This window comes from Rhizobium sp. Root491, assembly GCF_001427205.1.
Lineage (GTDB): Bacteria > Pseudomonadota > Alphaproteobacteria > Rhizobiales > Rhizobiaceae > Agrobacterium > Agrobacterium tumefaciens.
The window spans coordinates 1-24,180 of sequence record NZ_LMFF01000008.1 but is presented as its reverse complement, the minus strand read 5'-3'; the positions used below and the strand labels follow the sequence as shown (position 1 = coordinate 24,180).

27 protein-coding genes and 2 pseudogenes are annotated in these 24,180 nt (G+C 55.4%); 9 read left to right on the top strand and 20 right to left on the bottom strand.

Features of this window, described 5'->3' with window-relative positions; translation table 11 throughout:
- Nucleotides 1-409: 409 nt before the first annotated feature.
- Nucleotides 410-1,369, bottom strand: coding sequence for an AraC family transcriptional regulator (locus ASD46_RS10720; RefSeq protein ID WP_060642232.1), 960 nt, complete (start codon nucleotides 1,367-1,369; stop codon nucleotides 410-412).
- Nucleotides 1,370-1,854: 485 nt separating this feature from the next.
- Between ASD46_RS10720 and ASD46_RS10715 the strand changes: the two genes are divergently transcribed.
- Complete coding sequence (locus ASD46_RS10715) at nucleotides 1,855-2,175, top strand: ArsR/SmtB family transcription factor (RefSeq protein ID WP_025591476.1); 321 nt, start codon at nucleotides 1,855-1,857, stop codon at nucleotides 2,173-2,175.
- A gap of 342 nt (nucleotides 2,176-2,517) precedes the next feature.
- Here ASD46_RS10715 and virB11 read toward each other — a convergent pair whose 3' ends face one another.
- The 13 genes and pseudogenes from virB11 to ASD46_RS27745 all read right to left on the bottom strand — a co-directional run bounded on the left by virB11 (nucleotide 2,518) and on the right by ASD46_RS27745 (nucleotide 12,663).
- Nucleotides 2,518-3,528 (bottom strand): P-type DNA transfer ATPase VirB11, encoded by a 1,011-nt coding sequence (gene virB11 / locus ASD46_RS10710; protein ID WP_060642231.1) that lies wholly within the window; start codon nucleotides 3,526-3,528, stop codon nucleotides 2,518-2,520.
- Nucleotides 3,529-3,536: 8 nt separating this feature from the next.
- Nucleotides 3,537-4,709 (bottom strand): type IV secretion system protein VirB10, encoded by a 1,173-nt coding sequence (gene virB10 / locus ASD46_RS10705; protein WP_060642230.1) that lies wholly within the window; start codon nucleotides 4,707-4,709, stop codon nucleotides 3,537-3,539.
- Between the two features lie 14 nt (nucleotides 4,710-4,723).
- Nucleotides 4,724-5,578, bottom strand: a complete 855-nt coding sequence (virB9, locus tag ASD46_RS10700; protein WP_162248386.1) for a P-type conjugative transfer protein VirB9 — start codon at nucleotides 5,576-5,578, stop codon at nucleotides 4,724-4,726.
- Nucleotides 5,575-6,246, bottom strand: coding sequence for a virB8 family protein (locus ASD46_RS10695; protein ID WP_003517248.1), 672 nt, complete (start codon nucleotides 6,244-6,246; stop codon nucleotides 5,575-5,577). The genes virB9 and ASD46_RS10695 overlap by 4 nt, the downstream gene beginning before the upstream one ends.
- Before the next feature lie 3 nt (nucleotides 6,247-6,249).
- The gene (locus tag ASD46_RS10690) at nucleotides 6,250-6,516 is read right to left on the bottom strand and encodes a hypothetical protein (RefSeq protein WP_060642229.1); all 267 of its coding nucleotides are present in this window, start codon (nucleotides 6,514-6,516) and stop codon (nucleotides 6,250-6,252) included.
- 35 nt (nucleotides 6,517-6,551) lie between these two features.
- On the bottom strand, nucleotides 6,552-7,487 hold the full coding sequence (locus ASD46_RS10685) for a type IV secretion system protein (RefSeq protein ID WP_060642228.1): 936 nt from the start codon (nucleotides 7,485-7,487) through the stop codon (nucleotides 6,552-6,554).
- A 4-nt stretch (nucleotides 7,488-7,491) separates the two neighbouring features.
- Nucleotides 7,492-7,724: pseudogene (locus ASD46_RS27750) on the bottom strand (EexN family lipoprotein).
- Nucleotides 7,721-8,419 (bottom strand): P-type DNA transfer protein VirB5, encoded by a 699-nt coding sequence (gene virB5 / locus ASD46_RS10680; RefSeq protein ID WP_025591466.1) that lies wholly within the window; start codon nucleotides 8,417-8,419, stop codon nucleotides 7,721-7,723. Before virB5 ends, ASD46_RS27750 begins: the two are co-directional and overlap by 4 nt.
- The gene (locus ASD46_RS10675) at nucleotides 8,419-10,800 is read right to left on the bottom strand and encodes a VirB4 family type IV secretion/conjugal transfer ATPase (RefSeq protein ID WP_060642234.1); all 2,382 of its coding nucleotides are present in this window, start codon (nucleotides 10,798-10,800) and stop codon (nucleotides 8,419-8,421) included. The genes virB5 and ASD46_RS10675 overlap by 1 nt, the downstream gene beginning before the upstream one ends.
- The gene (locus ASD46_RS10670; protein WP_013637408.1) at nucleotides 10,793-11,134 is read right to left on the bottom strand and encodes a type IV secretion system protein VirB3; all 342 of its coding nucleotides are present in this window, start codon (nucleotides 11,132-11,134) and stop codon (nucleotides 10,793-10,795) included. Before ASD46_RS10670 ends, ASD46_RS10675 begins: the two co-directional genes overlap by 8 nt.
- A gap of 2 nt (nucleotides 11,135-11,136) precedes the next feature.
- A complete protein-coding gene (locus ASD46_RS10665) occupies nucleotides 11,137-11,436 on the bottom strand; it encodes a TrbC/VirB2 family protein (protein ID WP_060642227.1) in 300 nt (99 codons plus the stop codon).
- On the bottom strand, nucleotides 11,433-12,122 hold the full coding sequence (locus ASD46_RS10660) for a hypothetical protein (RefSeq protein WP_060642226.1): 690 nt from the start codon (nucleotides 12,120-12,122) through the stop codon (nucleotides 11,433-11,435). Before ASD46_RS10660 ends, ASD46_RS10665 begins: the two co-directional genes overlap by 4 nt.
- Before the next feature lies 1 nt (nucleotide 12,123).
- The gene (locus ASD46_RS27745; protein ID WP_060642225.1) at nucleotides 12,124-12,663 is read right to left on the bottom strand and encodes a hypothetical protein; all 540 of its coding nucleotides are present in this window, start codon (nucleotides 12,661-12,663) and stop codon (nucleotides 12,124-12,126) included.
- Nucleotides 12,664-12,756: 93 nt separating this feature from the next.
- On the opposite strand from ASD46_RS27745, the gene ASD46_RS10650 reads away from it, so the two are divergent.
- The 3 genes from ASD46_RS10650 (at nucleotide 12,757) to ASD46_RS27355 (ending at nucleotide 15,130) form a co-directional block, all read left to right on the top strand.
- The gene (locus tag ASD46_RS10650; RefSeq protein ID WP_013637404.1) at nucleotides 12,757-13,119 is read left to right on the top strand and encodes a transcriptional regulator; all 363 of its coding nucleotides are present in this window, start codon (nucleotides 12,757-12,759) and stop codon (nucleotides 13,117-13,119) included.
- A 357-nt stretch (nucleotides 13,120-13,476) separates the two neighbouring features.
- A complete protein-coding gene (locus ASD46_RS10645; RefSeq protein WP_019565720.1) occupies nucleotides 13,477-13,881 on the top strand; it encodes a host attachment family protein in 405 nt (134 codons plus the stop codon).
- 859 nt (nucleotides 13,882-14,740) lie between these two features.
- Nucleotides 14,741-15,130 (top strand): hypothetical protein, encoded by a 390-nt coding sequence (locus ASD46_RS27355; protein ID WP_162701195.1) that lies wholly within the window; start codon nucleotides 14,741-14,743, stop codon nucleotides 15,128-15,130.
- A 174-nt stretch (nucleotides 15,131-15,304) separates the two neighbouring features.
- Here the strand turns inward: ASD46_RS27355 and ASD46_RS10630 are convergent, their stop codons facing one another.
- Complete coding sequence (locus ASD46_RS10630) at nucleotides 15,305-16,048, bottom strand: class I SAM-dependent methyltransferase (RefSeq protein WP_060642222.1); 744 nt, start codon at nucleotides 16,046-16,048, stop codon at nucleotides 15,305-15,307.
- 157 nt (nucleotides 16,049-16,205) lie between these two features.
- Between ASD46_RS10630 and ASD46_RS10625 the strand changes: the two genes are divergently transcribed.
- Nucleotides 16,206-17,576, top strand: a complete 1,371-nt coding sequence (locus tag ASD46_RS10625) for an IS1182 family transposase (protein ID WP_060642221.1) — start codon at nucleotides 16,206-16,208, stop codon at nucleotides 17,574-17,576.
- Between the two features lie 179 nt (nucleotides 17,577-17,755).
- Here the strand turns inward: ASD46_RS10625 and ASD46_RS10620 are convergent, their stop codons facing one another.
- From ASD46_RS10620 to ASD46_RS10600, 4 genes and pseudogenes are all read right to left on the bottom strand, one after another.
- Complete coding sequence (locus ASD46_RS10620) at nucleotides 17,756-18,502, bottom strand: SDR family oxidoreductase (RefSeq protein ID WP_076846174.1); 747 nt, start codon at nucleotides 18,500-18,502, stop codon at nucleotides 17,756-17,758.
- 54 nt (nucleotides 18,503-18,556) lie between these two features.
- Nucleotides 18,557-18,991, bottom strand: coding sequence for a MarR family winged helix-turn-helix transcriptional regulator (locus tag ASD46_RS10615; protein WP_060642220.1), 435 nt, complete (start codon nucleotides 18,989-18,991; stop codon nucleotides 18,557-18,559).
- 122 nt (nucleotides 18,992-19,113) lie between these two features.
- Nucleotides 19,114-19,625, bottom strand: a pseudogene (locus ASD46_RS10610) (GNAT family N-acetyltransferase).
- A 626-nt stretch (nucleotides 19,626-20,251) separates the two neighbouring features.
- Nucleotides 20,252-20,575, bottom strand: coding sequence for a winged helix-turn-helix transcriptional regulator (locus ASD46_RS10600; RefSeq protein WP_060642219.1), 324 nt, complete (start codon nucleotides 20,573-20,575; stop codon nucleotides 20,252-20,254).
- A gap of 142 nt (nucleotides 20,576-20,717) precedes the next feature.
- Between ASD46_RS10600 and ASD46_RS10595 the strand changes: the two genes are divergently transcribed.
- The 3 genes from ASD46_RS10595 to ASD46_RS10585 all read left to right on the top strand — a co-directional run bounded on the left by ASD46_RS10595 (nucleotide 20,718) and on the right by ASD46_RS10585 (nucleotide 22,598).
- Nucleotides 20,718-21,353 carry a glutathione binding-like protein gene (locus ASD46_RS10595; RefSeq protein WP_060642218.1) on the top strand — a complete coding sequence of 212 codons (636 nt, stop codon included), beginning with the start codon at nucleotides 20,718-20,720 and terminating at the stop codon, nucleotides 21,351-21,353.
- A gap of 76 nt (nucleotides 21,354-21,429) precedes the next feature.
- Nucleotides 21,430-21,972: a GNAT family N-acetyltransferase gene (locus ASD46_RS10590; RefSeq protein ID WP_060642217.1), complete on the top strand. Its 543-nt coding sequence runs from the start codon at nucleotides 21,430-21,432 to the stop codon at nucleotides 21,970-21,972.
- A gap of 221 nt (nucleotides 21,973-22,193) precedes the next feature.
- The gene (locus ASD46_RS10585) at nucleotides 22,194-22,598 is read left to right on the top strand and encodes an OsmC family protein (protein WP_003517291.1); all 405 of its coding nucleotides are present in this window, start codon (nucleotides 22,194-22,196) and stop codon (nucleotides 22,596-22,598) included.
- A gap of 84 nt (nucleotides 22,599-22,682) precedes the next feature.
- Here ASD46_RS10585 and ASD46_RS10580 read toward each other — a convergent pair whose 3' ends face one another.
- Nucleotides 22,683-23,267 (bottom strand): MgtC/SapB family protein, encoded by a 585-nt coding sequence (locus ASD46_RS10580; RefSeq protein ID WP_003517293.1) that lies wholly within the window; start codon nucleotides 23,265-23,267, stop codon nucleotides 22,683-22,685.
- 326 nt (nucleotides 23,268-23,593) lie between these two features.
- Between ASD46_RS10580 and ASD46_RS10570 the strand changes: the two genes are divergently transcribed.
- Nucleotides 23,594-24,022, top strand: coding sequence for a GNAT family N-acetyltransferase (locus ASD46_RS10570; RefSeq protein ID WP_026330850.1), 429 nt, complete (start codon nucleotides 23,594-23,596; stop codon nucleotides 24,020-24,022).
- The last annotated feature ends 158 nt before the right edge of the window (nucleotides 24,023-24,180 follow it).

The following is a 24,180-nucleotide window of genomic DNA, read 5'->3' as shown; positions in this document are numbered from 1 at the left end:
CTCCAGGGCAAATGCCCAATAAAGCTAGGTACCGCTAGAACCCGTGCGCGATTACGCCTGAAGAGGCCGTCTAGGCGCATCGAAAATCGCGCTTACGCGACTAGTGCGATCCCAATCGATGCCAGAGAGCTTCATCTTCCACTCCCTTGGTTGGCCATCTGTCCCTGAATGACCCGGCAAGCTTCGATCCATGCATACCGCCTTGCGTTTCAACGTAAATGAACATCACCTGACTATCTGAATGAGCTACTAGAAGCGCAATCGTTTCGGCACCCATCACCTCTTTCTCGAAGTTGTTCGAGGAGCAGGTGGCGGCTCAGATGGTTATGCTTGACTGATGTCACACATCCTGCAACGCCATTGCCACGCCGAAAAACGAGGCGGATAAATGCCATGGACGATCCAGCGCCTAAAGTTCGCCCTTCCGGTGTTGAGATGGGCTAACCCCAAATGCTTTTTTGAAGCTCTGGGTGAAGGCACTTTGGGTTGCAAATCCCCACGTCTGAGAAATCTCCTTTACGGACCGATCCTTATTCCGATCGATCTCGTCGCGAGCTTTTTGAAGGCGCAGAGCAAGCTGATACTCACTTATTGTTTGTCCCACGCAGTTCAAAAAGGAATATTGTAAAGAACGAACACTGACCCCGCTCAGGCCCGCCAAGAGTTCAGGAGAGCTTCTAGCCGCTGGGTGCGCATGGATATAATCAATCGCTCGACGGACCTGTCGTGGAGCAATGACGGGCACAGGCGCCTCAAGTTTTTGCGTGTAGTTGTTCGGATAGTTTAGAAGAAAACTGTCAACGATCAGATTACCCATACTCGGAGACTGCTTATTCAATGACCTGGCAATTCCCTGTAATGGTGAACCGTTCAGCATTTGAACAAGAGCCGGAAGCCCTTCGAGTTTGCCATGATCCAGAGCGCGTTTGCTAAATTCGATCGGCTGAACCACAGGTCGATCGAGCAATATCGACATGCGTCTTGATAATAGAGCGTCTGAGATAACGACTGTTGAATGTTCGCTACCATCAAGGACATCCACGCTATCGGCGTGCCGGTAGCCAATGACCTGATTAGCCGCAATCGATAGCCTTTCACCCCGGAAGTCATATTCGGTTGCTCCCTTGCTCGCGAAATTAAACAGAACAGCGTCGAACATCGCAATGGGAGTAACGCGATACGAGCCTATGGTCGCCGACCATTCGAAGAATACTTCATCGATTACGGCCAGTTGACCGGTGACCCCGTAGTTGTCGTGTGAGCCCAGTGGCATGACAGCGACGGGAGCATACGCCTCACTCAGATACTCTTCGACTTCCCCAATATCTCTCGACGAGATCTTGAGCTTTTTGTACAGCCCGTCCGACATTTCCCGCACATCCCAACACAGGTTGACGTGATAAAAAGCGCATTAGGTACCAACTCAAATCACCTGAAATGGCATCATATGTCCCTATAATAAGCAACGGTGCGACATCATTTAGATCTGGGAATCAACCGAGGGTATTGCTCCATTTAGGTCGTAATCAGTCATGCTTGCAATCAGCCTCTGCGTTGCCGAAGACGTTCTCAATGTCTAGTGAACGGTACAGAGGACATTTGTCCGGCACGCTGGCAATAGTCGCAAAAAAATTGCACCTCAGAAACACACCTGCACTTTACAGGTGGCTCATCGGCTTCACGCGCCTTTTGAGAGTGAGAGTTTTCGACTATTCTTAATTATAAACATTGGCGCCTTACCGGTCGCGGCTCTAAACCTCTAAAAAAGGTTCACGTCGAATGGCTTAGCCAAGGATTATGGCCTAAACGTCCGCGACATAAAGTGGTTTGGATACGGATTTGATACAGAGATGTCTGGATGAGCAATCAATTATTTCGGCCTCCAAGCTTTTAGCGGCGATGGAAAACCCGAAAAGGCTCGCAATACTGCGGATTCTCGTTGACGCCGAAATTCCGGTTGGTGAGCTGGCACACCGGGTTGGCCTCAGCCAATCAGCCTTGTCGCAACACCTCGCCAAGCTGCGCAATGCAAACGTCGTACAAACCCGCCGTGAAGCGCAGGTGATCTACTATTTCAGCCATTCCGATGCCGTGCGGCGTATTTTAGCTACTTTGGAAGCGATTTTCCGCGAGCAGCCGCCTGTGTCTCCGGCTGCGGCGCCAAGCGGGCGATAAATTCGCCCCGGCGCATGAAGCTGGTAACGTTATGGATGGCTTCACTGGATTGGACTGGCTGGCCAGTCAAGATTCCTCGCCGCTTTAGACTGTTTTCTTGATGTATTGTAAGCGGTTGTCCGACCGCATATTGTCCGCTGTCGCCTGATCTGTGATCGACACCCCATGGATGAGTGACAACGAGGATCTTGCAGGCATACGTCAGAGTTGTCGTAAGGTGTACTACGCTTATCGACTTACACGGTTACCGTGCTGCTTTCGGCGCTCTTTACGGAGACACACCCAACAAGAAACATCAGGGCCACAATCCGCACCTCGGAACTCCGTGAATCGCTCAGTTTGCTATTCCTTGGCTCGACGCTCACTCCTGAAATACACCTCAGACAGCCGAAAGTTTCCTTTGTGTCGCCTGCACTGAGCAACGATATCGATACTCGCCTTCAAAAAAGCCACGATGTCGGCCCGGTCCAGGCCTGCGCCGCCCTCCGACTCCTTAACGAGCAGGACCAGTTGCTCAAAAGCCAATTCGGCCGAGTTCGCATGGACCGTGGTTATTGAGCCAGGATGGCCCGAATTCACGTTCCGGATATAATAAAAGGCCGTCCCATCGCGAAGCTCCTGAAGCAGAATCCTATCCGGCCGCATACGAAGACAGGATTCGAGAAGCTCTTTCGGTCCGGCACGCGAAAGCCCCTGCCCTCCTTTCGAGTAGAACAAGCGCACGTGGTTCGGTTGTGAGATAACGAGCTCGGGAGTGTCCTCGATTGAAATGACCCTCTCGTTTTCGGGAATATGCTTGATCAATGCTTTGGAAAGTGTCGTTTTCGCCGAACCTGTGGCGCCAGAAATGATGATGTTTTTTCGAGCGATGACGGCCTGCCGCAGGAAATCCTTAAAACGGCCGGCACGATATGTTTCGCACAGTTCCTCATCCTGCGCGGAGGAGGAGGTACTGGTCGCTGCGCACGCTGTCTGGAAAAATCCCTTTTCCTCCAGATCATCAAGACTGAAGTCGACCGAGGAAGGCTTGCGAATTGTCATGCTGACAGTGTCATTGATGGTCGCCGGGGGGATGACGATCTGGATTCGTTCGTTCCCGGGTAGCGTCGCCGACAATATTGGACGCGTCGCATCAATCGACTGATGGGAAAAACTTGCGACTGCCCGGGCGAGACGCATGAGCTTTTCGAAGGTCAGTTCCGGCATTTCATAGGTCCGCCACCCACCGGGACCTTCCGTCAACACCTGCCCGGGCCGATTGACAATCACCTCTAGGAGAGACTTGTCCTGAAGGAATGTCGAAAACGGCTTCAACAGCTCGCTGACGACAGCCGATTCCTGCCTCTCTGACATTTCGCGCCCTATTTCGTTAGGAGCGTCGATCGTGGCGCGAAATCCCCCAGGACCGCACGATCGAAAACGCGGTTTCTGGGTTCGGTCACCCGAAGACCGTAGATGCCGGAAAAGTCGAGATCGCGAGCGACAAAGATCGAAACCGGTTCACCTTGGTGCTTATTGAGTGTCGGCGGGATATTGATGGACTGCTCGACCGCGATGGCGGCCGCCTGTTGACTGGCACTCGTTGTGTTTTGCGCGTCAACATCGCTGTCCTGCAGCCGACTGCTTGCATAGTTCGTCGCGTCCCCGACAATGGAAAGCAGAAGAGCGCTGCCGAACCGCTCCCACCAATGGGTGTCGACATGGCCGTCGACACCGGCACGACCAAGTGCGTCGGTTGCTGGTGATGCGAGACTGACGATAACGCCCTTCGGCGTTTTCGCGCGATTCCAGAGAATGAACAGGCGCTTTTGCCCGCGTTGAAGCCCTCCACGATATTCGCCGACAACCTGCGTGCCCTTTTCCATCAAGACCACCCTGCCATTGTCAGAGAGAACATCGCGGTTGATCACACAAGTGGTAAATCCCGGCTGGTCGGATTCTAACGCGGTTTCAAGAACGCAGGGAATGGACGTTCCCATCGCGACGATGAAATTGCGGTTTCCGAGTGTACCGGCCCTTGAGCCTTCAAGCCGCGTTGGCCGCAGCAGGCCATCGAAGCGCTGCTGCTCATTGTTTTGCTGGTTCTGAACAGTCATATTGTTGTCGAGCGGCACGAAATTGCTGTTGTCGGAAGGATAAGAGCTGTCGCTTTCCCTCAGCTCTTTCCGATTCCTCTGTCCTCCACTGAAGGCCATCACGGGGGCGCGACGGGCGGAATCGAGCAGCTTGTCCTGCACTTCAATGACCGGTTCGACGACAGGCGTTGGCAATTTTACTTCAGGGAGCGCCTGGTCCGGTTCAACTTTCTCTTTTGCGGCCTCGAAGGGGGTCGTCTGACGAATAATGATCCGTTCGGGCTGAAGATTTTCATCCCTTCCCTTCTTTCCCGTCGTCGACCAAAGCGCGAAGCTGACAAACGCGATGATCGCAATGGCAACAGCGCTGCGTTTCAAGAGAGGGTTGTTGTCGACCTGACGACTGGTGACGGTTTCGGCACGCTCTCCGGGGATGCGATCCTCGTCATCCTGAGCCATGACTGTTCCCTTCCCTATTGCCCGGTAACGTCGCGCTTCACGACGCGCTCCACCGAAGGAGACGTTGTGTTGGTTTCAGGATTGATACCGACGCGGTCGTAGGCTTCGTTGAAGACGCAAAGCACATCCCTGCCCCGACGCAGGATGAACTTGCGGCTGATCGCGTGCACCATCACCAGATCTCCATCGACCGACTTCGGAACAAGGCTTTCGGAGCCGTCGGAGTTCTCCATATAGATCGCGGGCATTTCCTGGTTACCCACAAAGGCGAACGTCGTAATCTTGCCGTTGTCGTAGACGCTTTGCGGCTCCAGTGCCTGCGATCCCTGAGAAGAATAGCGCCAGTTTCGAGGGCCATAGGCTTCGTGAAGTGCCAGCACATTGTCGGCGTCCTTCGCCTGGGCCGCGAGAGCCCTCGACGCTGCCTGTTGGCGGCGAAGCTCGGCGTCATCGCCTGGATACCTGTACTTCACGTAGAAGTAGGTGTTTTGACCAGCCTCTACGGAGCCGTCGCGCGCCGTCAGTTCAATCTGGTAGCTGCGGGTCGAGCCGTCCCTGCGCGTCGTAACCACGGAAATATTCGTCACCGGCTGGCTCTCGCGTGGCTTCAGGAACAGGATGTTGCCGGCCGGCGCAACTTCCCAGGCGACGCTGTTGCCGAGCGCGACATGGGCGATTTCCTCGTCCGCCGCGAACTCGACCTGTACGGATGACCGCAGAGTACCGACCACCCGCGTGATGTTGTAGGGTTGGTAGTTCACGAACCGGACACGACTGTCTTGCGAGGCACCTCTGGGGATCTCAAGCGCAAACGCCGGCGACATCGAAAGGGTCACGATGAGTGCAGGAATTCGAGGGATGCGCATCATCTCACCTCCTCCGGATCAGCGCGATACTCGCTGACGACAAAGCCGAGCGGGTTTACGAGCCGGTCCGTCGAGGACATCGGAGCGTTCGCGTAGGAATAGGTGATCGACGCAACCCAATGGGTCGTTCGTACTTCCTCGCCACGCGTGATGGTTCGCATGTAGCGTACGGAAACGACATTCTGATTGATGAGGGAGATTGAAGCGATATCGATCCTTGCTGTAGCCCCGCGACCATAAGTATTCTGGGGCGATTGCGGGTTGCTGCCACGGTAGAGGGCCGCGAAACGCGTTTGCTCCGCTTGCGTCGACAAGAGGGCGATGGTGCGGAAATTTTCCTGTGCTTCACTCCAGACGTAACCCTCGCGGGCCCGGACATATTTTGCAGCGAAATATTTCGTCACCGCCTCATCGTAGGTGCCAGCCGTCGATGTCAGCGCTGACACGACGTCGACAATGCCGGTCGAATTGTCGACGCGCACCACAAAGGGTTCAACCGTCTTGAGGGGTGTGAGACACGCGACCGCGAAGACGGCTACAGCGGCGACAATGCCTGAAACTATGGCGATCGACCAGGCAATCCTGTTTGATCGCTCGACCTGGATCATCCGGTCCTGGTCGAAACGACGTGCTTTGTCGAAGTAGCTCTTGAGATTATCTGTCGTCACCATGTTTCATCCCTCACAGCGGCGATAGGAACCGTCGATGTCCAGATGCGCAAAAGCGGAAGTCTCGCTGGCCTCTTTAACGAAAGGTGTGAGGGACGTGGACGAACTCGTGTTGGATTGCTCCCGTTTCAGCTTGCTGCCGCCCTCCCAGTCCCACATCGAGCGGTTCAATGGGCGGCGCGAATAGCCGTCGCAGTTCGGCAATGGGTAGGTCATCGAAGCGCAGCCGACAAGCGTGGCTGAAAAGATGATCAACAGGGCAGGCTTAATCATTCAGCAGGCCTTTATCTAATGTTCTGGAATGGGTGTCATACGCCGGCATTTCTTGATCCGAAGGCGCGGCGGGCAAACCGAGCACCGCGACCGATCATCCGGCCGGTGTGGGAGGCTGCTCTGGCCAGCATGCCTTCATGCGCATCGCGTGCGGTCGTGTAACCATAGACCAGCGAGGCGCCGCCAGACGCCAGCGCCGATGCAATGCCAGGTAGCTGGTAGAATATGTACAGGGCAGCTATCCCGATGGCGCAAAAAGCAATAGGGCGCATAAGGACGTCGCTGTAGCTGTCGATTGCGGTGAAGCTCGAGTCCAGGCAGGAGATCAAAAGCGAACCGACGGCAACGACAAGGACCTGAAGGATCACGAAGTTTGCGAGCTGCCCGATCCAGGACTCGGTAAAACGGCGCGTCGATTGAAACATGGCAAGCGCAATGAAAATCGGCCCGATCGCCAGGACGATCGCCAGCGCCAACCGTGCATAAAGGGAAACAACATAACCGATCCCCGCCACCAGAAAGCTGACGCCGATCACCATGATGCCGCCCACACCTGTGACGATGTCAATCGGCCAGGAAGCCCTGGTCCAGATATCGGTCGCAGAGGCCTGGCCCTTGTCGAGCAGACTGTCAAAGGTGCTGGCACTCGGCGCCGTACCTGAATTCAGCGCCTGAGCGATCTCGCGTGGCAAAACATCGAAGAAGATGTTTGTGACGTAGGTCTGATATTCGCCGGCGTTCTTCACCAGCATCACTATGATCGCGAGCTTCATCGCGCGGAAGGCGAAGTCAAGGATAGGTTCCTGGACCGAGCCCCGAAGGATGAGATAGCCGTAGAGGACGACGTAGAGGGTCACTGCCACCGTCAACGGACCGGTGACCCACTGGGCTATGTTCGACGTCCCATCCGAGACGAAAGTCTCCAACGGCCGCTTGAACTGACCGTCGATAAACTCAAACACCTGGTACATTTGGTCAGCCTCCCAATGCCTTGCGCATGTTCTGGAGCCGGAGCTTAACCTCGGCCGCTTCCGCGTTCTGGCAATTGGGCGTCTGGCGCAATGCACCCGGGTTGTTGCGGCACTCGGAATCGTACGGGACAGCAATTCGGTGTCGGCGACGAACTCGTCCACCGTATGAGTTCGCTCCGCCTCTTGCGAACAAGCCGACAAGAGCACCAGGGAAAGGACGATGAGGGTGCACTTCACTGCAGCGCCGCCTTCATATTGTCCATCCGTTGGCGCCAGTCCTCCGCCTTGCGCTGTTCGTCGACCTGGTTCTGCGCCTGCTGCACCATCCTCAGCCCCTCCATCCGCAGGACGTCGGTCTGAAGAAATGCCTGTTCGGCCTGCAGCCGAGCCTGCAGGTCGGCAATCTCTTTGGCGTCGCCAGCCGTGGAAATCTTTCCCCGCAGTTGATCAATCCCGTCGATGCGCTTGGTCGCGGCATCGTAGATTTGCTCACCAAGGCTCATTTGCCCGGCATTCTTGTTCTGAAGCCGGGACAATTCCTGAGCGTAGAAATCATCGGCGTCAGTGCGGTAGGTCGAGTTACCTTCCAGAAACCTTGAGGCGGAATCACCAAACACGCCGGTGCCGTTGCCTTTGAGCAATCCCTCGATGGCAGCGAAGTCGGAGGGAAGCGCCTTGCGGATCGCCGGATCGTTGAGAACCTCGGCGACATCCGCCATATCGGTCAGCTTGTTGAGCGAGCCATAAAGCTGCCGAGCTTGGCCGATCTGCTCATTGAGCGCGTCGAGTTGCGACTTGAGCTGCGCGATGCTCTCGATCTGCTTGGCAATCGCAGCCTGATCGTTGACAGGAATCCCCTGCCCTGACGCGCCTTCAGCAGCAAGCATGAGCACCGCGCTGAGCAGTACGCCATGAAGTCGATAGGAAGTCATCAGCTAGCACTCCTTCGCTGTTGGAAAATGGGAAGCCAGTTCTCGACGTCGTCTCCAACCTCCGCGCGGATCGCGTCGAGAAGTTCGACATTGGCGGTCCGGCCGGAGAGGATGGCGAGCTCGTCATCGAAGCCGTTGAGATCGAGCTCGGCAACGACGCTGTTGTGTCCTTGCTTCAACACGAACCTCCGGCTTTCAACGGAAAGCTCGCGCGCTATCAACTCGTATTCGCGCTCGGTGAGCTTGAATCCATCGACATAGTCGGCATGGTTGCCGCGCGAGTTGGGCAGGAAGATCTGTGTCGGGCATTGCTCGATGATCGTGTGCGCGATTGGCGAATTCAGCGCGTCGCGTGGGCTTTGCGTGGCAAACAGCATCAACCCATTTTGTTTGCGGATGGTCTTCAGCTTGTTTTGCGCAAGATCGCGGAACCCCTCGTCCTGTAGCGCCTTCCAGAATTCGTCGATGACGATGATGATCCGGCGGCCATCGATCATCTGCTCGACGCGATGGAAGAGATAGGCCATCAGCGGTGTGCGAATTTCCTCGTTGTCGAGGAAGTCGGTCATGTCGTAGCCGATGAACTTCCTTGATCCGCCGAAATCCCCAAATCCGATATCTTCGATGACATTGTCGAAGACCCAGCCGAGCGGCCCTCCCTCCTCCCACCGGCGGAGCCTCGCCGCGATACCTTCCGGATCGGTATTGTTGAGGAAAGCCCGCAGCGCCCCTATTGTCCGTCGCTCAGCGGGCAGGTCGGCAAGGCCGTCGATCGCGCCGGAGATGTCGCGAAGTTCGGTGACAGTCAGTTCCCGCGCCCCTGACCCCACAAGCTTGCCGATCCAGCGCGCCAGGAACACCTTGTTCTCCGGCGTCAGGTTGAGGGCCTTTAAGGGAGCGCAGCCGGTGGGGACCCCGTTCTTCAGCGGCAGATAGGTGCCTCCGGCGGCGCGAACATAAAGGTCCGCGCCGCGATCCTTGTCGAAGAACACCACGTGCGGGTCGTGTTTCTCGAGCTGTGACAGCATGAAATTGACAATCACGGTTTTGCCCGCTCCCGACGGACCGCACATGAAGGTGTTGCCCAGATCGCCATAATGGAGATTGAAGTAGTAGGGCGAGCCTGAAGCGGTCTTGAGCAGGGCGACGGCGGGTCCCCACTCATTGCCGTCCTTCTGTCCGATCGGATAGGAATGGAACGGTGACAATGCTGCGAAATTCTTCGAGCTGATCGCGCCTGAGCGCGCGCGGTAACGAAAATTGCCCGGAAGTTGCGCCCACCATGCCGCTTCGAGACCAAGATCCTCGCGCGCAACGACAGCCCCGCCATTGGTCAGGCTGGCGCGAACCTTTGCCAGATTGTCGGTTAATTCCTTTAACGTGGTCGCAAAGACGGAGAGTGTCAGGTGATGCTCGCCGATCACGAAGCGGTTGGACTCCAGGTCGTCCATCGCATCGTCAAGTTCATCGATTTGCGAAGCCGCCTTGTCGCCGCTGCTCACCAACTGGTTTTGCTTACGCCCCATGATGACGCGAGCGTCCGCCTTCGACACAAAGCAGAACGACTGTGAGAGAATGAGCTCAAACGGACTGTTTAGAACTCCGTCCAGCATGCCTGTCCTGGTGCGGGCTGGATATTCCTTGAAGCTCAGCATGCCGGCAAAGCGGCTTTCTGCCTCATGCCGGATCTCGATCGTTTCCCGACCTATGATTACGCGATCAGAGTAAATTGCCGAGGCGACGCGACCTTCGGTAAGCGGCACACGCTCACGCCTCCCGCCGACGAGCTGGTGCAGCACCTCGCTCGGTTCAGAGAAGAGCATGCCTTCCTGTTCGTAAAGAGAAAGGACCCGTGGCTCAAAGCGCCTCAAGCCCGCCACTACGTTGACGACTTTGTCCTTAAGCTGCTTCAGAGCCTCTTCATCCAGCTCCATATCGAGTCGTTTTGACCGTCGAAGGTACGACAGCAGCTTCCCCGCCTTGTCCGCAGCGCCACGCGCTGGCGACCAAAGGACGGTCAGATAGAGATCGTTGCGGAAAAGGTGCTCGCGCGCCATGCGTTCCCGGTATTTCTCGTTGAGCGAGGCGGAGAATGGCGTTGCGAACGTTCCGCCCGGATAGTCGCTATCCCTGCGCCGAATGAGATGGGTCCAGATCGCGAGCCGCTCATCGGCAATATTTCGATAGAGCGTGTTGAGGTCGCGATGGAGCGCGTTGATGTCGAGCAGATCAGCAGTTTCGAACGATACGCCTGCGAGCGCGACCATGACCATGAGTGTCCGGGACTCGAGCGCGATTGTCGTCTCGTCGATGTGCCGCACGTAAGGGATAAAAGCCTCTGGCGTGAGTTCACGTGATCTAAGGGTGGCGATGTCAGGCAATTCCAATATCCCTTTCGTCGAAGCGGCGTGTCAGTCTCAGAGGGGAAAGTGTTGCCCCGCCCCAATAGGCACCGTTGCGTGAACGGCCGCGTGTCTCGACCCAGGCGAGCAGGATGCGGAACATGTTGTGATCGTGCTTGACGAGCGCTTTGAAGATGAGATGGAAAACGATGCCGACGAACGCGTAGGCGATAGATCCGGCGACGATGTAGAGGATCGTCGTGACCATGATGTTGAAGCCCATCGCCTCCATCGTGACACCGGCAATCATCGCGGGACGCGTACACGCGATGAAGAGTGTGTCTTCTTCGAGAACCGTTTGTCCGCCCACCATCTTCAGGCTCCGACGATGGTGTTGACGAGTTCGGTGGCGCCAAAGATGCCGCCAATTCCGATGATCCAGAAGCCCGCTCGCCTCAGGTCCATGTAACCAAACATCCAGGCGATGCAGATGACGATGACCGCAATCACGGCGAGAAGCTTAGCAATGTTTCCCGTCAACATGTCGACGATGTTCTGCAGGACGGTTTCGATACCGGCGGCTTGCGCGAAGGCGGGCTCAACCATCGTCACTATAATGGCGGCAGCCATGACGGACGAAGCGACGACGGGTCTGATCCGGGAACTAGTTGTCATTCACTCTGCTCCAATTCCAATTGATTGTCTTGAAACACCAGGACGGATGAACGTCTTCGGGTCTTGAAGACGTCCCACGCGGACGCCGCCGAAATCGCGTGTGCTTCCCCCGGAGTGTTTTCCGCCACCACTTCGGCAACGACGTCTGCTTGGGAAGAATTCGCCGACACGTTTGTCTGCAACCCTTTTCCCGTGTCGCCGATTGTAAATCGAGCCACTGTCGGTCCGAGCCGTTCGATTTCGCGGCGAACCTGATCGCCATAGTTGACCACGCCCCCGACCGACGGATCGTCACGTCCATAGCAGGATTGCAGCACCTGCTCGGCCTTGGGACTGTCAGCACCCACCTTCACCGAGAGGCAGCAATAGCCGTCGGATGGCGTCGCTGGAGCATTCAGGTTAAGGCAGCGAGCGAAAGCGGCTGGTATCGAGAGGTTCAATCTCCGCAGTTCTTCCGGCCCGACCCCGTCGGGACCAATGTGTATGTCATGGCATGTTGCCTCCGAGGATGCGGCGACTTCGATTACATCGGCCTTGGTCGCAGGTTGCCGCCCGAGCGGTGCACGGCTGTTGATCCTGATGGTGAACAGAGCGAACCGGCTTTCGGGGCTGACCACACCCGCAAGCGCCTCCGATGCAACGAAGGGTGCGCAGGTCTGCGCAAGATCTGAGAAGACAACGGGCATGTCAGAACCACACCCTCTGCGTGCCGACGCCCTCAATCGTCACATCGACGTATCGAGGTTTCTCGCGGACCAGGGGTCGCGCCACGGTATTGGCCAGGCATTGGTATCGCCCGTCTACCCTTTGCCACCTCGGTGACGTGACAGAGCCTTTGTTCGGATCGCCACCGTCTCGATCTCGCTGGCAAAAGCTATCGCTCACGGCTTGCAGCGACGTGGAAATGCACGTCGCGTCACGTCCGCTGGGACCGTAGCCAGCAGATAAGCGGTAGCCAGCGTTGCAGTAATATGGTTCGTAAAGAGGGCGAGAGGTCTGAAAACCTACGCCCGCGCAAGTTGGAAACGAACGCCCTTTTGCCAACCACCTCCAAAGCTTCTCGACGGGCGGCCTGCATTCGCCATACTGGGTCGGACCGCCGGGATTGGATAAGCACAGGATAACCTGGCACCCCCATTCGTCGGCACGAGCGCTTCGCTCCGAAATGGGATAGAGTGAAACGAACCCTGACGCTGCTATGATCATTCGAAAGAAAAGGCCCTTCATGCCCCCTACCCTCCGTCATCCTAAATATCCGCCTCAACTGAACGGCGACTCGTCTCAATTATTTGACTATGCAAATAATAGATAGTTAAAACGATGGCAAGCAATTTAAGTGAAAGATGGCAGAGTCAGGCCTTGTCCGTATTTGCGGTGCGTGAAATCCTGGAGAAGCCGATCGATGGTGAATCGGCGCAGTCGCGCATCAAGCAGATCGGCATGATGAATATTCTCTATCTGATGCACCAGGCGCATCAGAAGTTAACACTCTCAAATGTAATTGATATTACCGGTATGACGCGTGGTGGGGTGATCGAAACCATTGAACTCTTGGTCCGACGGGGCATCCTTACAGAAACGCTGGGAAGAAACTCAATGGGACGAGGAACGGCTCGACAGTTTGAGTTTTCCCCGCAGGTTTTTGCCGCGCTTGGCGGTGCCGCGGCGACCGGAAATGCGTGATTTTACCAAGTATGTTTTATACAGTATTAAATGTGGACGCCGTTTTAGATTAGAGGGTCGGCATGTGCCGTACCGCTCACCAGCATTGTCGCGGAAGATTTTCGCTGCCGACGCATACTGCCGAGCTCGTTCCAAGGGTATGTGCCTAGTACAGCAGCCTCGACTGACCCTCTGCCACAGCGATGGCGCGAGGCAGGCCATCAAGCATTTGGCTGGGGCGACTGATCACGGCGATACGCCAATCCTGTAGTTTTGTCGGGCCGGCTGCGGAACGGATGGTCTGTAGCGGGGTTATTTTCTGACAGAAACAAGCAGGGTCGGTCATCTGGGCTCGAGCTGCTCACCAAGGAGATCATCATGAACCTTCCGCAGAACACGGTCGTTGCCGTTGCCGATGGCGAAAAGCTTAGCCTTTTTCGGAACGACGGAGATGCGGCGACTGTCAATCTGACAGCGTTGCCAGATCCGGCGATCGACAGCTCGAAGATCTCTTCCGGCGCCCGACATTCCAGTAGCTCGGCTAATCCCGACGATAGTCAGCAAGACGAAGACGGGTTTGGTGCGGGTGTTACGGATATGCTGAACAAGCAGGTGCTTGAGGGCAAGATTAAAAGTCTGGTGATTATCGCGGCACCGCGCACACTGGGTGAGATGCGCAAGGGCTACCATAAGTCGTTGTCGGACGTTCTTATTGGAGAACTGGATAAAGATCTGACTGGCCATTCTGTGCAGGATATCGAGAAAGCACTTGCTGTCGCTTAAATCCTGCATCTAAACGGCGTGATCGGCCCCGCCATCCCCGGCGGGGTTTTTGCTTGGCGCTGGTTGGGAATGTAGAGAATCGGCAACAATGTAGTGTTGCCAAATTTTGCTAGACTGTCCCTGACAAAAACGACGCCACGACTTTTTGCTTACGTCTTATTTCAGGAGATGGCGGGACTGATCTGAATAGCCGGTACGAAGGCGCAAAGCTGACGTCACTTCCGAGTTGGTCCAAAGATGAAAAGCAAGTGGCATGTACTCCGACCGTGAGGGCGACGAGACCACAACTGCGCAAACGCGTCTGAGCGAGGGAACAAACCGGACGAAATCTCCGTTGCTCGTCATAATTGTTTATTTGGAGGCGTGTCATGAAACTCAAGCTGGCTCTAAGCGTGATTCTGGGCGTTACCCTCACGGCAGCAGTCGCGGAAGCACGTACTCAATGGCATCTTTACGGTACGGTTCCGGTGACGGGTGACTACGTACGTGAGATCGCCTATCGGTCAGCACTCGACAGATGCAGTTTTGAATCTTTCCCATCATACCACCCCGTCGGTATTTATGGAGGTGCATATGGCTCTCCCGAAATGCGCAGATGCATGTACCGTATGGGTTTCATCTTGGAAAATGGTGAGCCTCTCGCATACCCCGTGAGGAAGGCGAAGTACCTGCTAAGGTAACAAGAAACCAAAATATGTAAGATTGAAGCGACTGACAGTCACCGTTTCAATCACGATGAACTTGATACGTTTACGGCCCCGGTTCCTCATCAAAGAGGAGCCATTTTGGTTTGCCGAGTGAATCGCGTATTGAAATCCGGCTTCCGAATATCGACTTTCAGGATAACCTGGAGGTCGAAATGATCTACATTGTCATCGCGTTATGCGCGCTCGTCACAGCATTCTTTGCTTGCCGGTACTATGCCGCCAAGATTCTGCTTGTCGAACACGATATTGACAAAGCTATCGCACGGAAATTTGAGTCGAGTGGTAAGGCTATTGAGCTCACGAAACTTCGAGAAGAAAACGCAGTGATGCGAAACCTTTTGCTCGACCTTCTGGAAAACGAAGTGGCTTTTCCGGTGCAGCAGGCAACGGTATCAGTCGACGACCTATTCAGGATGAAAGCAACCAAGATCCAAAGGTATCGTGAGATACTGGCCGAATCCCGGCATGTCTTGCAGCAGCGTGAGGCCAGTCGCGTTTCCGGGCTCTCCAGCTCACTTAAGAGTACCGAGCGCAGGATGTGAGATTCAACATACACTCAGAGAAAAACTGCAAGAAACCGAGCAACGGGGATGACGGAAAAGCCGACGGCGACCCTTCTTGCGGCAGAGCGTCTCCTGTCGGCCGATACTGTTGAAAAACTCTTTCGATGATCTAGCCGGGCGAATGTTGCGGCAGTTTCGCCATCCGGGGCCCGCTCATCGTCGTCTTGCAATCGTAATGATCTCGGGGCTCTTCTCCGTAAAAGGTCCTGACTGGAAGTCGCCGTACCGCTGCTCTATGGCAAACCCATGCTTAGCCAGGAGCGCCGCAAGCTCGTCCGCGTGATGGAAGCGCAAGGTACTTTCACTGCTCAAAGGCAGGCTTGGATGGTCGCCGGAGAAGTCGTGCCTGAAGGATATCGTGCGTCCGTCGAACTCTGACGTGACGGTCGTGACGATCTTCACCAAGCTATGATCGTTCAAATAGACCAAGGCAGGACGCTCAGGTGTCCATTGTTGCCACGGGCGAGTTAAGGGATTTCGACTCTCAAAAGCAAAAAGTCCACCGTCAGCCAGGCTGTCTCGTATGTCTGAGAGGAATTGACCCACAGCCTTATCGGCATTGATGGCTTGGAAGGCATGGCCAGTCATGACAGCCAGCTCGAACTTGCTGTTCCATTCAGGCTGGGGAAGCGTGCCTAGTACCCAATCGATATTCGGTAAAGCCCGAGCACGAGATAGGACTCCTACGCCTGGGTCGATCCCACACAGGTCGCCGAGGTGCCCAGCCTCTCTGGCCTCGTGTAGAAGTGAGCCTGTTCCACATCCTATATCAAGCACTGAACCTGCGTTCATGATGATGGGAAGGTAGAAGTCGAAATCGTCGCGAGTTGAGCGTGGATGCCAAGCATCATATATCTCTGACAGAAAGAGGTCGTTATAAAAGCGGTCACTACTCAAGCGGGCCTCCGAATGTCAGATTAACTGGTGTAACATACGCACCGGACCAGCCTTCACAACGATCCAGTTCAACCGCCACTCTATTTGTCGGACCAGGCGTTGTCGGCACCCGGACGCCGTGATTCAATCGTTGCATTGATTTGCGGAGGATTGAGTCATGATGGGATGCCAGACAGCTCCAGCGCAGCTTTTCTACGACTTCTGCCTTGATGATCACGTTCCGGCAGACCACCTGCTGCGTGGGATTGACCACCATCTCGAACTCGACAGTGTCCGGGCACAATTGAAACCTTTCTACAGCGCCACCGGTCGCCCCTCCATTGATCCCGAGCTCATGATGCGAATGCTGATCATCGGCTATTCCATGGGTATCCGCTCGGAACGCCGACTGTGCGAGGAGGTCCATCTTAATCTCGCCTATCGCTGGTTCTGCCGCCTTGGTCTGGACGGAAAGGTCCCGGATCATTCCAGCTTCTCGAAGAACCGCCACGGCCGGTTCCGGCAAAGCGATATCCTGCGGCACATGTTCGAGACGGTAGTGGAACGCTGCCTCGCTCAAGGGTTGGTTCGCGCGGAAGGATTTGCAGTCGATGCCAGCCTTATTGCTGCGGATGCCAACAAGCAGCGTTCGGTCCCAGGAGCTGAGTGGGAAGCAAAGGAAGACGCTGGCCGCTCGGTCCAGGAGTATCTGGCTGTTCTCGATGATGCCGCTTTCGGTGCTGCGTCGCCCATTACACCGAAGTTCATCTCCCCGTCTGATCCGGCCGCCCAATGGACCGGTGCTCACAAAGGCCACGCCTTCTTCGCCTACGCCACCAATTACCTGATCGACAACGATCATGGTGTCATTGTCGATGTGGAGGCGACGCGTGCGATCCGCCAGGCAGAAGTCGGAGCATCCCGCACAATGCTCGAAAGGACCGAGAACCGCTTCGGCTTGAAGCCGGACTATCTGGCTGCTGACAGCGCTTACGGTTCCGCCGACAACTTGGCATGGCTGGTCAAGGACAAGAAAATTGCGCCGCACATTCCGGCCTTTGATAAGTCGAAGAGGACGGATGGCACCTTCTCCCGCTCGGACTTCTCATGGGAAGGCGAAAATGACCGCTACATCTGCCCGGCAGGTAAGGAGTTGAAGCAGTTCCATCGAACCTATGCGACGCCTCGATCAGGGATCACGGCGGCGGGCACACGGCTTTACCGCGCCAGCAAGAAAGATTGTGATCGCTGCGAACTGAAGTCTCGCTGCTGCCCGAGTATGCCGATGCGCAAAGTGCCGCGCGATCTCAACGAAGATGCCCGTGATGTCGCCCGAGCGATTGCTACGACACCTGACTACGTGCAGTCACGGCATCGCCGAAAAAAGGTCGAGATGCTTTTTGCACACCTCAAGCGCATCCTGTGGATGGCGCGATTGAGACTTCGAGGACCGTGCGGCGCACGCGATGAATTCCTGCTTGCAGCAACCGCACAAAACCTCGGGAGGCTGGCCAAACTCAGGCCACCACACATCGCCATTGCCGCCTGAGGGCGGCGTTAATCGACACCTCGCGCTGTGACGCGAGGCGTTATCGCATATCTGCTCCGTCTGAAGACCTGAAAGGGCGGATGAGCCGCCAATCCAGCGAGTTTTTCAACGAATCCGCCCGAAGGAGACATTGAGATGCGGAACCAGTCGGCCCGCATCCCATAATCGCTGAATGCGTCTCACCAACTCTTTTGCACAAGTTCGCCTGATGGAGCGCAAGCGTAGAACCCTGCTGTCGGTCCATATGCGTGCGTCGTTGCTAGAGCGAATGCGGGGCGTGCGCCATCTTCAGGTGAGTGCCCCGGTCCGTTGCCTGTCATATCAGTCGATGTCAGGCCGGGGTCTACCGCATTCACTTTGATCCCTTCCCGATCAAGCTCCTTCGCAAGCTTGACGGTCAACATGTTCAGTGCAGTCTTTGAGGCGCAGTATCCGCCAAAACCGACCGTCCATGTTTCGCTCCGCATGTCCAAGGCATCCGTCAACGAACTGAGGCCGCTGCTCATCATTACGATCCGGGCCGCCTTCGATTTGCGCAACAACGGCAAGAAGGCTTGAGTGACGCGCATCACCCCGAAAACGTTGGTGTTGAACATTTGCTGAATCTCGTCAATTGACTCCTTGGCAAGAGAGGGAGGCGAACCAAACATGAGCCCGGCGTTGTTGACCAAAACGTCGAGATGCCCGACTTCACTCTCGATAGTTTTGGCGGCACTGGACGCGCTCGCCTCGTCCGTAACATCGAGTTGCACTGCACGGGCGTCAACCCCGTTTTCTCTCAGTTCGAAAGCTGCCATCTCACCCCGTGACATATCTCGGCACCCCAGCCAGACCGTGTGTCCGGCTGCGCCAAGCTGCCGTGCGATGGCGAGGCCAATACCCTTGTTTGCTCCTGTGACGAGTGCAGTGGGCGGTGTGTGGGTCATGATGACGTCCCTGATCATTCCGATGTCAGAGACATACTACGATATTCGTAATATTCAACCTTCGTATTTTGCGATCTGTTGGGTAATCCTCAGAAATTCGGTTTGCTCAACGGTATCAAGCGCCCGCAGCATCGCTTTGCAGGAGGCTCGATATCCATCGATATAGCCTGCGACCACTTGCTGCCCCTTGTCCGTGATCGTCAAAGCCACCGACCTGCGGTTTGCCTCTGGCCGCTGCCGTTCAATCATCTCCCGACGGACCAGCCGGTCGGCCGAAGACGACATTGTCGTCAGCGCGACCTGAAGATGCCGAGCTACATCCCCCAGATTACACTCGGGATGCTCATCAATGAAAAGGAGCGCCTGAATGTCGAGGGGGTTAAGCGAGTTTTGCATAACGGCCGCTGCCTCCGCGACCTTGAAACGACGGGTAAAGCGCTCAAAGGCGGTAGCAAGTTTTTCGATTTGTTCGGGTGTAGGTTCTGTCATTCCTGGTATTAAGCATTTCTGCTCGGAGGACGTAAGCCATATACCTTAGAACAGGCATTCCTTGAATTTATGCGATGACCCCAATTGGCGCGAAGCGGAAGACCGCAGTTGGCCCGTAGTGGTCATTGAGCTTGGCTAATATACAGGTATCGATTTACGATGCGCCCGCTGCTCTGGAGCCGTTTTTGGTAGACCTCCATTCGGTCATGGACTTTTTCCGCGACTTTCTGCGACGGTATATTTTCGGGGCTTATTATGCTGACCACCCTGCCCAGGCCAAGGGTGTTCAGCGCATGGCCCCGACAAGCTGTCGCAGCCTCAGTAGCAAAGCCGTCCCCCCAGAAGCCACGCCACAGATGATACCAATTTCCGGTTCGGTGCCTTCAGGGGTCTCTTGGAGAGTAATCCCACAGTCGCCGATGACCTGTCCAGAAGAAGGGTCAACTACTGCCCAAAGGCCGAAGCCGTGCTTGAGGTAGCTGTCGAATGAAAGCTCCTGAAACCAAGTCCGGATTTCCGATGACGACTTGGTGCTTGGATAGAATTTCATGCATACATGGTCGGCGTAAATCTTGCTCAACGCGTCTAGGTCTTGTTTCTCGACTTCCCTAAGAAGCAGTCGCTTAGTCCTCATAATAGTTGACAAGCAAACCTCTCATCTCGCCCGTCGGACACTCTGCCAAAAGGTTGACTCTTGTGCCATTGCCCCTTGACCTCAACTCTAGTTGAGGTTGTACGAATTTTAAGGCGGTCGCGGCCCATCGAACGCGACCACGTCAAAGGAGGGCGTCTTGGTCACATATTTTCGCTACTCAAAACCCAAATATTCCGTCAGAACACGCCTGGTTGGAGCCGTATTGTTGCAGTTACTTGGCACCGGATTGTTAGCGTTCATCTTTTGCCATCTGGACACGCTTACGGCGAAGCCAACGATAACTCTCGGTCAGTTTTTGCCATGCTTGGTTGGGGGCGTCGCTGGGTTTCATTCTGTGGCTTTTCGTCGGCCAGCAACAGACGGCCAGCTTAGCCTTGTCGCAACATCGTTCTTGGCATTTGGAACCTTTTATTGGCTGGCGTCCTATTCATTGCCTGATCTTTTGCTAGCAAGATTGATATCGGGATTTGGACTGGGCGTGGTTGTTGCAAGAGCCTTCCGGCGCGGCTTTCTTGAAAATCCGGTAGTTCCCCGCGTCCGATAGATTCCCGACCGCACTTGGTGCTTTGCATTAGGGCAGTTCCCCGCCCGAAGCGTACATCAGGTCAGCTTGCATTCCTATCTTTCAGCCAAAGCCCGAATTCCTGAACGACTGCGACAACTTTACCCAGACGGCGTCCTTCTTCGGTGAGCGCATACTCCACGTTTACGGGAACTGTTGGGTAAACGGTTCTGGCAATCAAGCTGGCGTCCTCCAATGCACGGAGGTCTAGGCTCAGCATCCTTTGAGAAATGCCCGGTATGAGCCTCCTGAGTTCGTTCAACCGTTTTGGACCATCGATGAGATAGGATGCGATTAGCAAACGCCATCTTCCGCCCAGCAGATGCATTGCGAGCTCAACGGAACAACCGGTGACGGTGTCTTTCAAATTCGCACCTCCTGAAAACCGGTATAATTTATGTACCTAGATGACATTATTTTGCGTTCTTACATTTCTCTACCGCGTCAACTAAGTGGATTTTGGTCCTCGTGCAACATGTCGCGAGGCACTGAAATCCAGGAGACGACTAATGAAACTCTACTACATGCCCGCCGCTTGCTCGCTCTCACCACACATCGTTGCCAACGAACTGGAGTTGGATATCGAATTTGTCAGGGTGAACTTCAAAGATCATAAGACTGAAGGGGGCCAAGACTATTACGACATCAATCCCAATGGCTACATTCCGGCCCTGGACGTGGGGAACGGCGCGATGCTTTTCGAGGGGCCAGTCATCGTCCAATACATGGCCGATCTGAAGCCTCAATCCGGCCTCGCTCCCGCCAACGGCACTTTCGAGCGTTACAAGCTGCAGGAGATGCTGAGTTTCCTATCGACCGAAATCCACAAGGGCTTCATTCCACTTCTTTATGCGAAACAGGCGGGTGCATATCTCGAGACAGCAACGCCGAAGCTGGAAACGCGCTACGCATGGATCGACAATTTGCTGGCATCGCAGCGTTTTTTGATGGGCGAGAATTTCACGGTCGCCGATGCATATCTGTTCGCTCTGACAAGCTGGGGACAAGCGTCATGGCTGAAGTCATACTATGGTGCAGATATCCATTTCGACGATCTTCTCAAGCTCAGAGGCTGGTATGAACGCGTAAAAGAACGGGATGCGGTGAAGCAGTCCATACTTGAAGAAGGCTTATCGCTGAGCTGAGTTCATCATTCTTTCCAGCACGCTATATGTCCGCAATTGGCGCTTCCGCGCCAAGTCGTCCGTTGGCCCATAGCAGATGTTGACAGAGGTGTTTCGCCACACTGTACTGGCTGCCATCGCAGATGAATGCAGCCACAAGGTTAGCCAGATGCAAATTAGGAATGCCTCGAAAGAGGATGCGCTCCGGTGCGTGGAGCTTGTCGAAGCAAGACGCAAAGAATACGAGAACTACGAGCCGCGCTTTTGGAAGAAAGCCGCTAACTCAGCTGCTTCGACTCTTTCATGGTTTGAAAAACTGTTCTCTGATGAGCACAACGTGTCTCTTGTCGCCGTTGAGAACACACTGATCGTCGGTTTTCTTATCGCGCGAGAGTTTCCAACTCCGCAAGTATACGATCCGGGTGGGGCGACCGCTTTGATCGATGACTTCTGCGTTGCTGCTAAAGATCGTTGGCACGATGCGGGTGCAGCATTGTTACAGCGCGCAAAATCGGAGCTAAATCGGCGGGGGTTCGCACAAGTTGTGGTAGTTGGCGCTCAACGGGATGCCGCCAAAACTGCGTTATTGAGCCAAGCCAACCTTTCATTAGCTTCGAGATGGTGGACATCAGAAGTGTAGCATTTCCCGAAATTGCGGGCATTCCTTAACTCCAACGGCACCCAGCCATAAGTTGGACTCTCCGTTGCCGGAACGGCCGCTTCTGGTGCACTCTCGCCAAATTGGCCGCCGCCCCGAGCGGCCTCAAACCTCATCTTTTAAAGAACAGGCTCGAAAACACAGTTGACCACGCGAACGTTTGCCACGAACTTGCAAAGCTCAGACATGGACGGAGTTATGTGATGGTGCGGTCGGTCATCGAGTTGCGGAACGTCGCCGGCACTGAGGCAGCGATGGGTTGGGCTGGCGGCCATACGGTGGTCATCGATCGGCCGGAAGGCAAGGCCGGGGGATTGGGTCTCGGTTTCAATGGCGGCCAAATGCTCGCTCTAGCAATAGGAGGCTGCTACTGTAATGACCTACGCTATGTCGCCCATGAACGTGGCGTGAAAATCGAACAAATTGCCGTAACAGTGACACTTGATCTAGAGGGTGTACCGCTGGTCGCCACCAAAGCCGTGCTATCTGTAAAGTGCGAGACATCGGACGGCTCCGATCCGAAAGCCTTGATCGATCATGCGTGGTCGGTGTGCACAGTCGCCAACTCCCTCAATCGCGGGATCCCGACGATAATACAGGTCGCATGACCGTTTTTGGCGCTTTTCAGCCTTTTCGCGCTACCTGCTACAGATTGTAGTTGAGGCCGAAACATCTTCGCTGTCGTCCTACGGTCAATCGTCCCCACTAGACTTTGAGTCCGTCTCGGATGGCGTGGGCAAGATGTGAGGCACCGCTGCGAGAATGACCAAGACGATCGCGGTCGATAAGACGGCCGTTACCTCCATTCCCAGGCCGGCCATTACACCAATCGCGGCTGTCGCCCAGATACTGGCCGCTGTGGTGAGCCCTTCTACCTCCCGCTGCGCCGAGCGGATTATGATAGCACCCGCGCCGAGGAAGCCTATTCCTTGAACGACACCCTGCAGTACCCGTGACAGATCGCCGATCTGCATGCCGCTCTGCAGTGGACCTAAAACGAAAAGTGCAGCACCTACGGCAACCAACATGTGAGTCCGCAAGCCAGCACTTCTGCCCTTGCTCTCGCGTTCGAACCCGAGAACCCCACCGAGTACCGCCGCGATCACAAGGCGCACAGTGATGCGAGTTATGGCCGACGCGTCTGGAACATCAGAGAATTCTTTGACTAACGTCCCCCAAACTTCGTCTCCCACGGTCGCATCCTTATGTCGTTCGCAAATTTGGCATGTAAACGAGGTGCCATACAAACGCTGCGTTGGCAACTTCACTGCCGCCATCGTCACCCGTGGCAACTTTTGTGCCGATAGGGGGAATAACAGCCGTCTCGCACCGTCAATTGCCGCGGGATGTTTTCCCCCAACCGTCCAGCGGAGCGATTGCTCGTGCGAGCGCAAGCAGCAAGCACCGGGATGTAAAGCCATGTCTGCATTTAGGTACGGGCAAACACGGTGTCTGTGACTGGAATGAAGGCGCGAAGCGGAAGACGACCTTCGGCCCGGAGAGGAAGTCGAGCTCGGTCCTGAACGTCCATTGACAACTGACCCTGTTTGGAGTGGCAAATAATCGCAACTTTATGGGCTCAATTTGGAAAGCGTCCGATAAGATGGAACAATCGCAATACAGCACCGCGTCCCGTTTGCCGACAGTAGAAGAGTACCTGCATCTTCGTTCTGTCGCCGGGCTAAGTGCGTTTTCGCCAGAGGCTGCTCGGTTAGGGCTAACGGGTACGGTTTACTCGGTCGTTGTCATGCATCGAGGCGCGGCAATCGGGATGGGGCGATTGATCGGCGATGGAGGCTGCTTTTTCCAGGTTGTCGACATCGCTGTTCATCCCGACCATCAGGGACGAGGACTGGGGAAAACCATCATGCAGACAATCATGTCGTATGTCTCGCGAAAGCTGCCCGTCTCGGCCTATGTCAGTCTGATCGCCGACGTTCCGGCGAACAAACTCTACGAAAAATTTGGCTTCAAAGAAACTGCTCCGCGATCGCTGGGAATGGCATATCGGGTTACTTCGGCTGAACCTTGAAACGAGCTTGCAAGACGGCCGCAATTGGGTAAGCGCGAATTTCTGTGCACCTTCTGAAGCGCAGTGCTCTGATGCATGAAGTGTCCACCAAAAATAGGTGGACACCAAATCATGGACGATACTCCTAAACTGCAGGTGCGGCTTGTTGGCCGCGACGG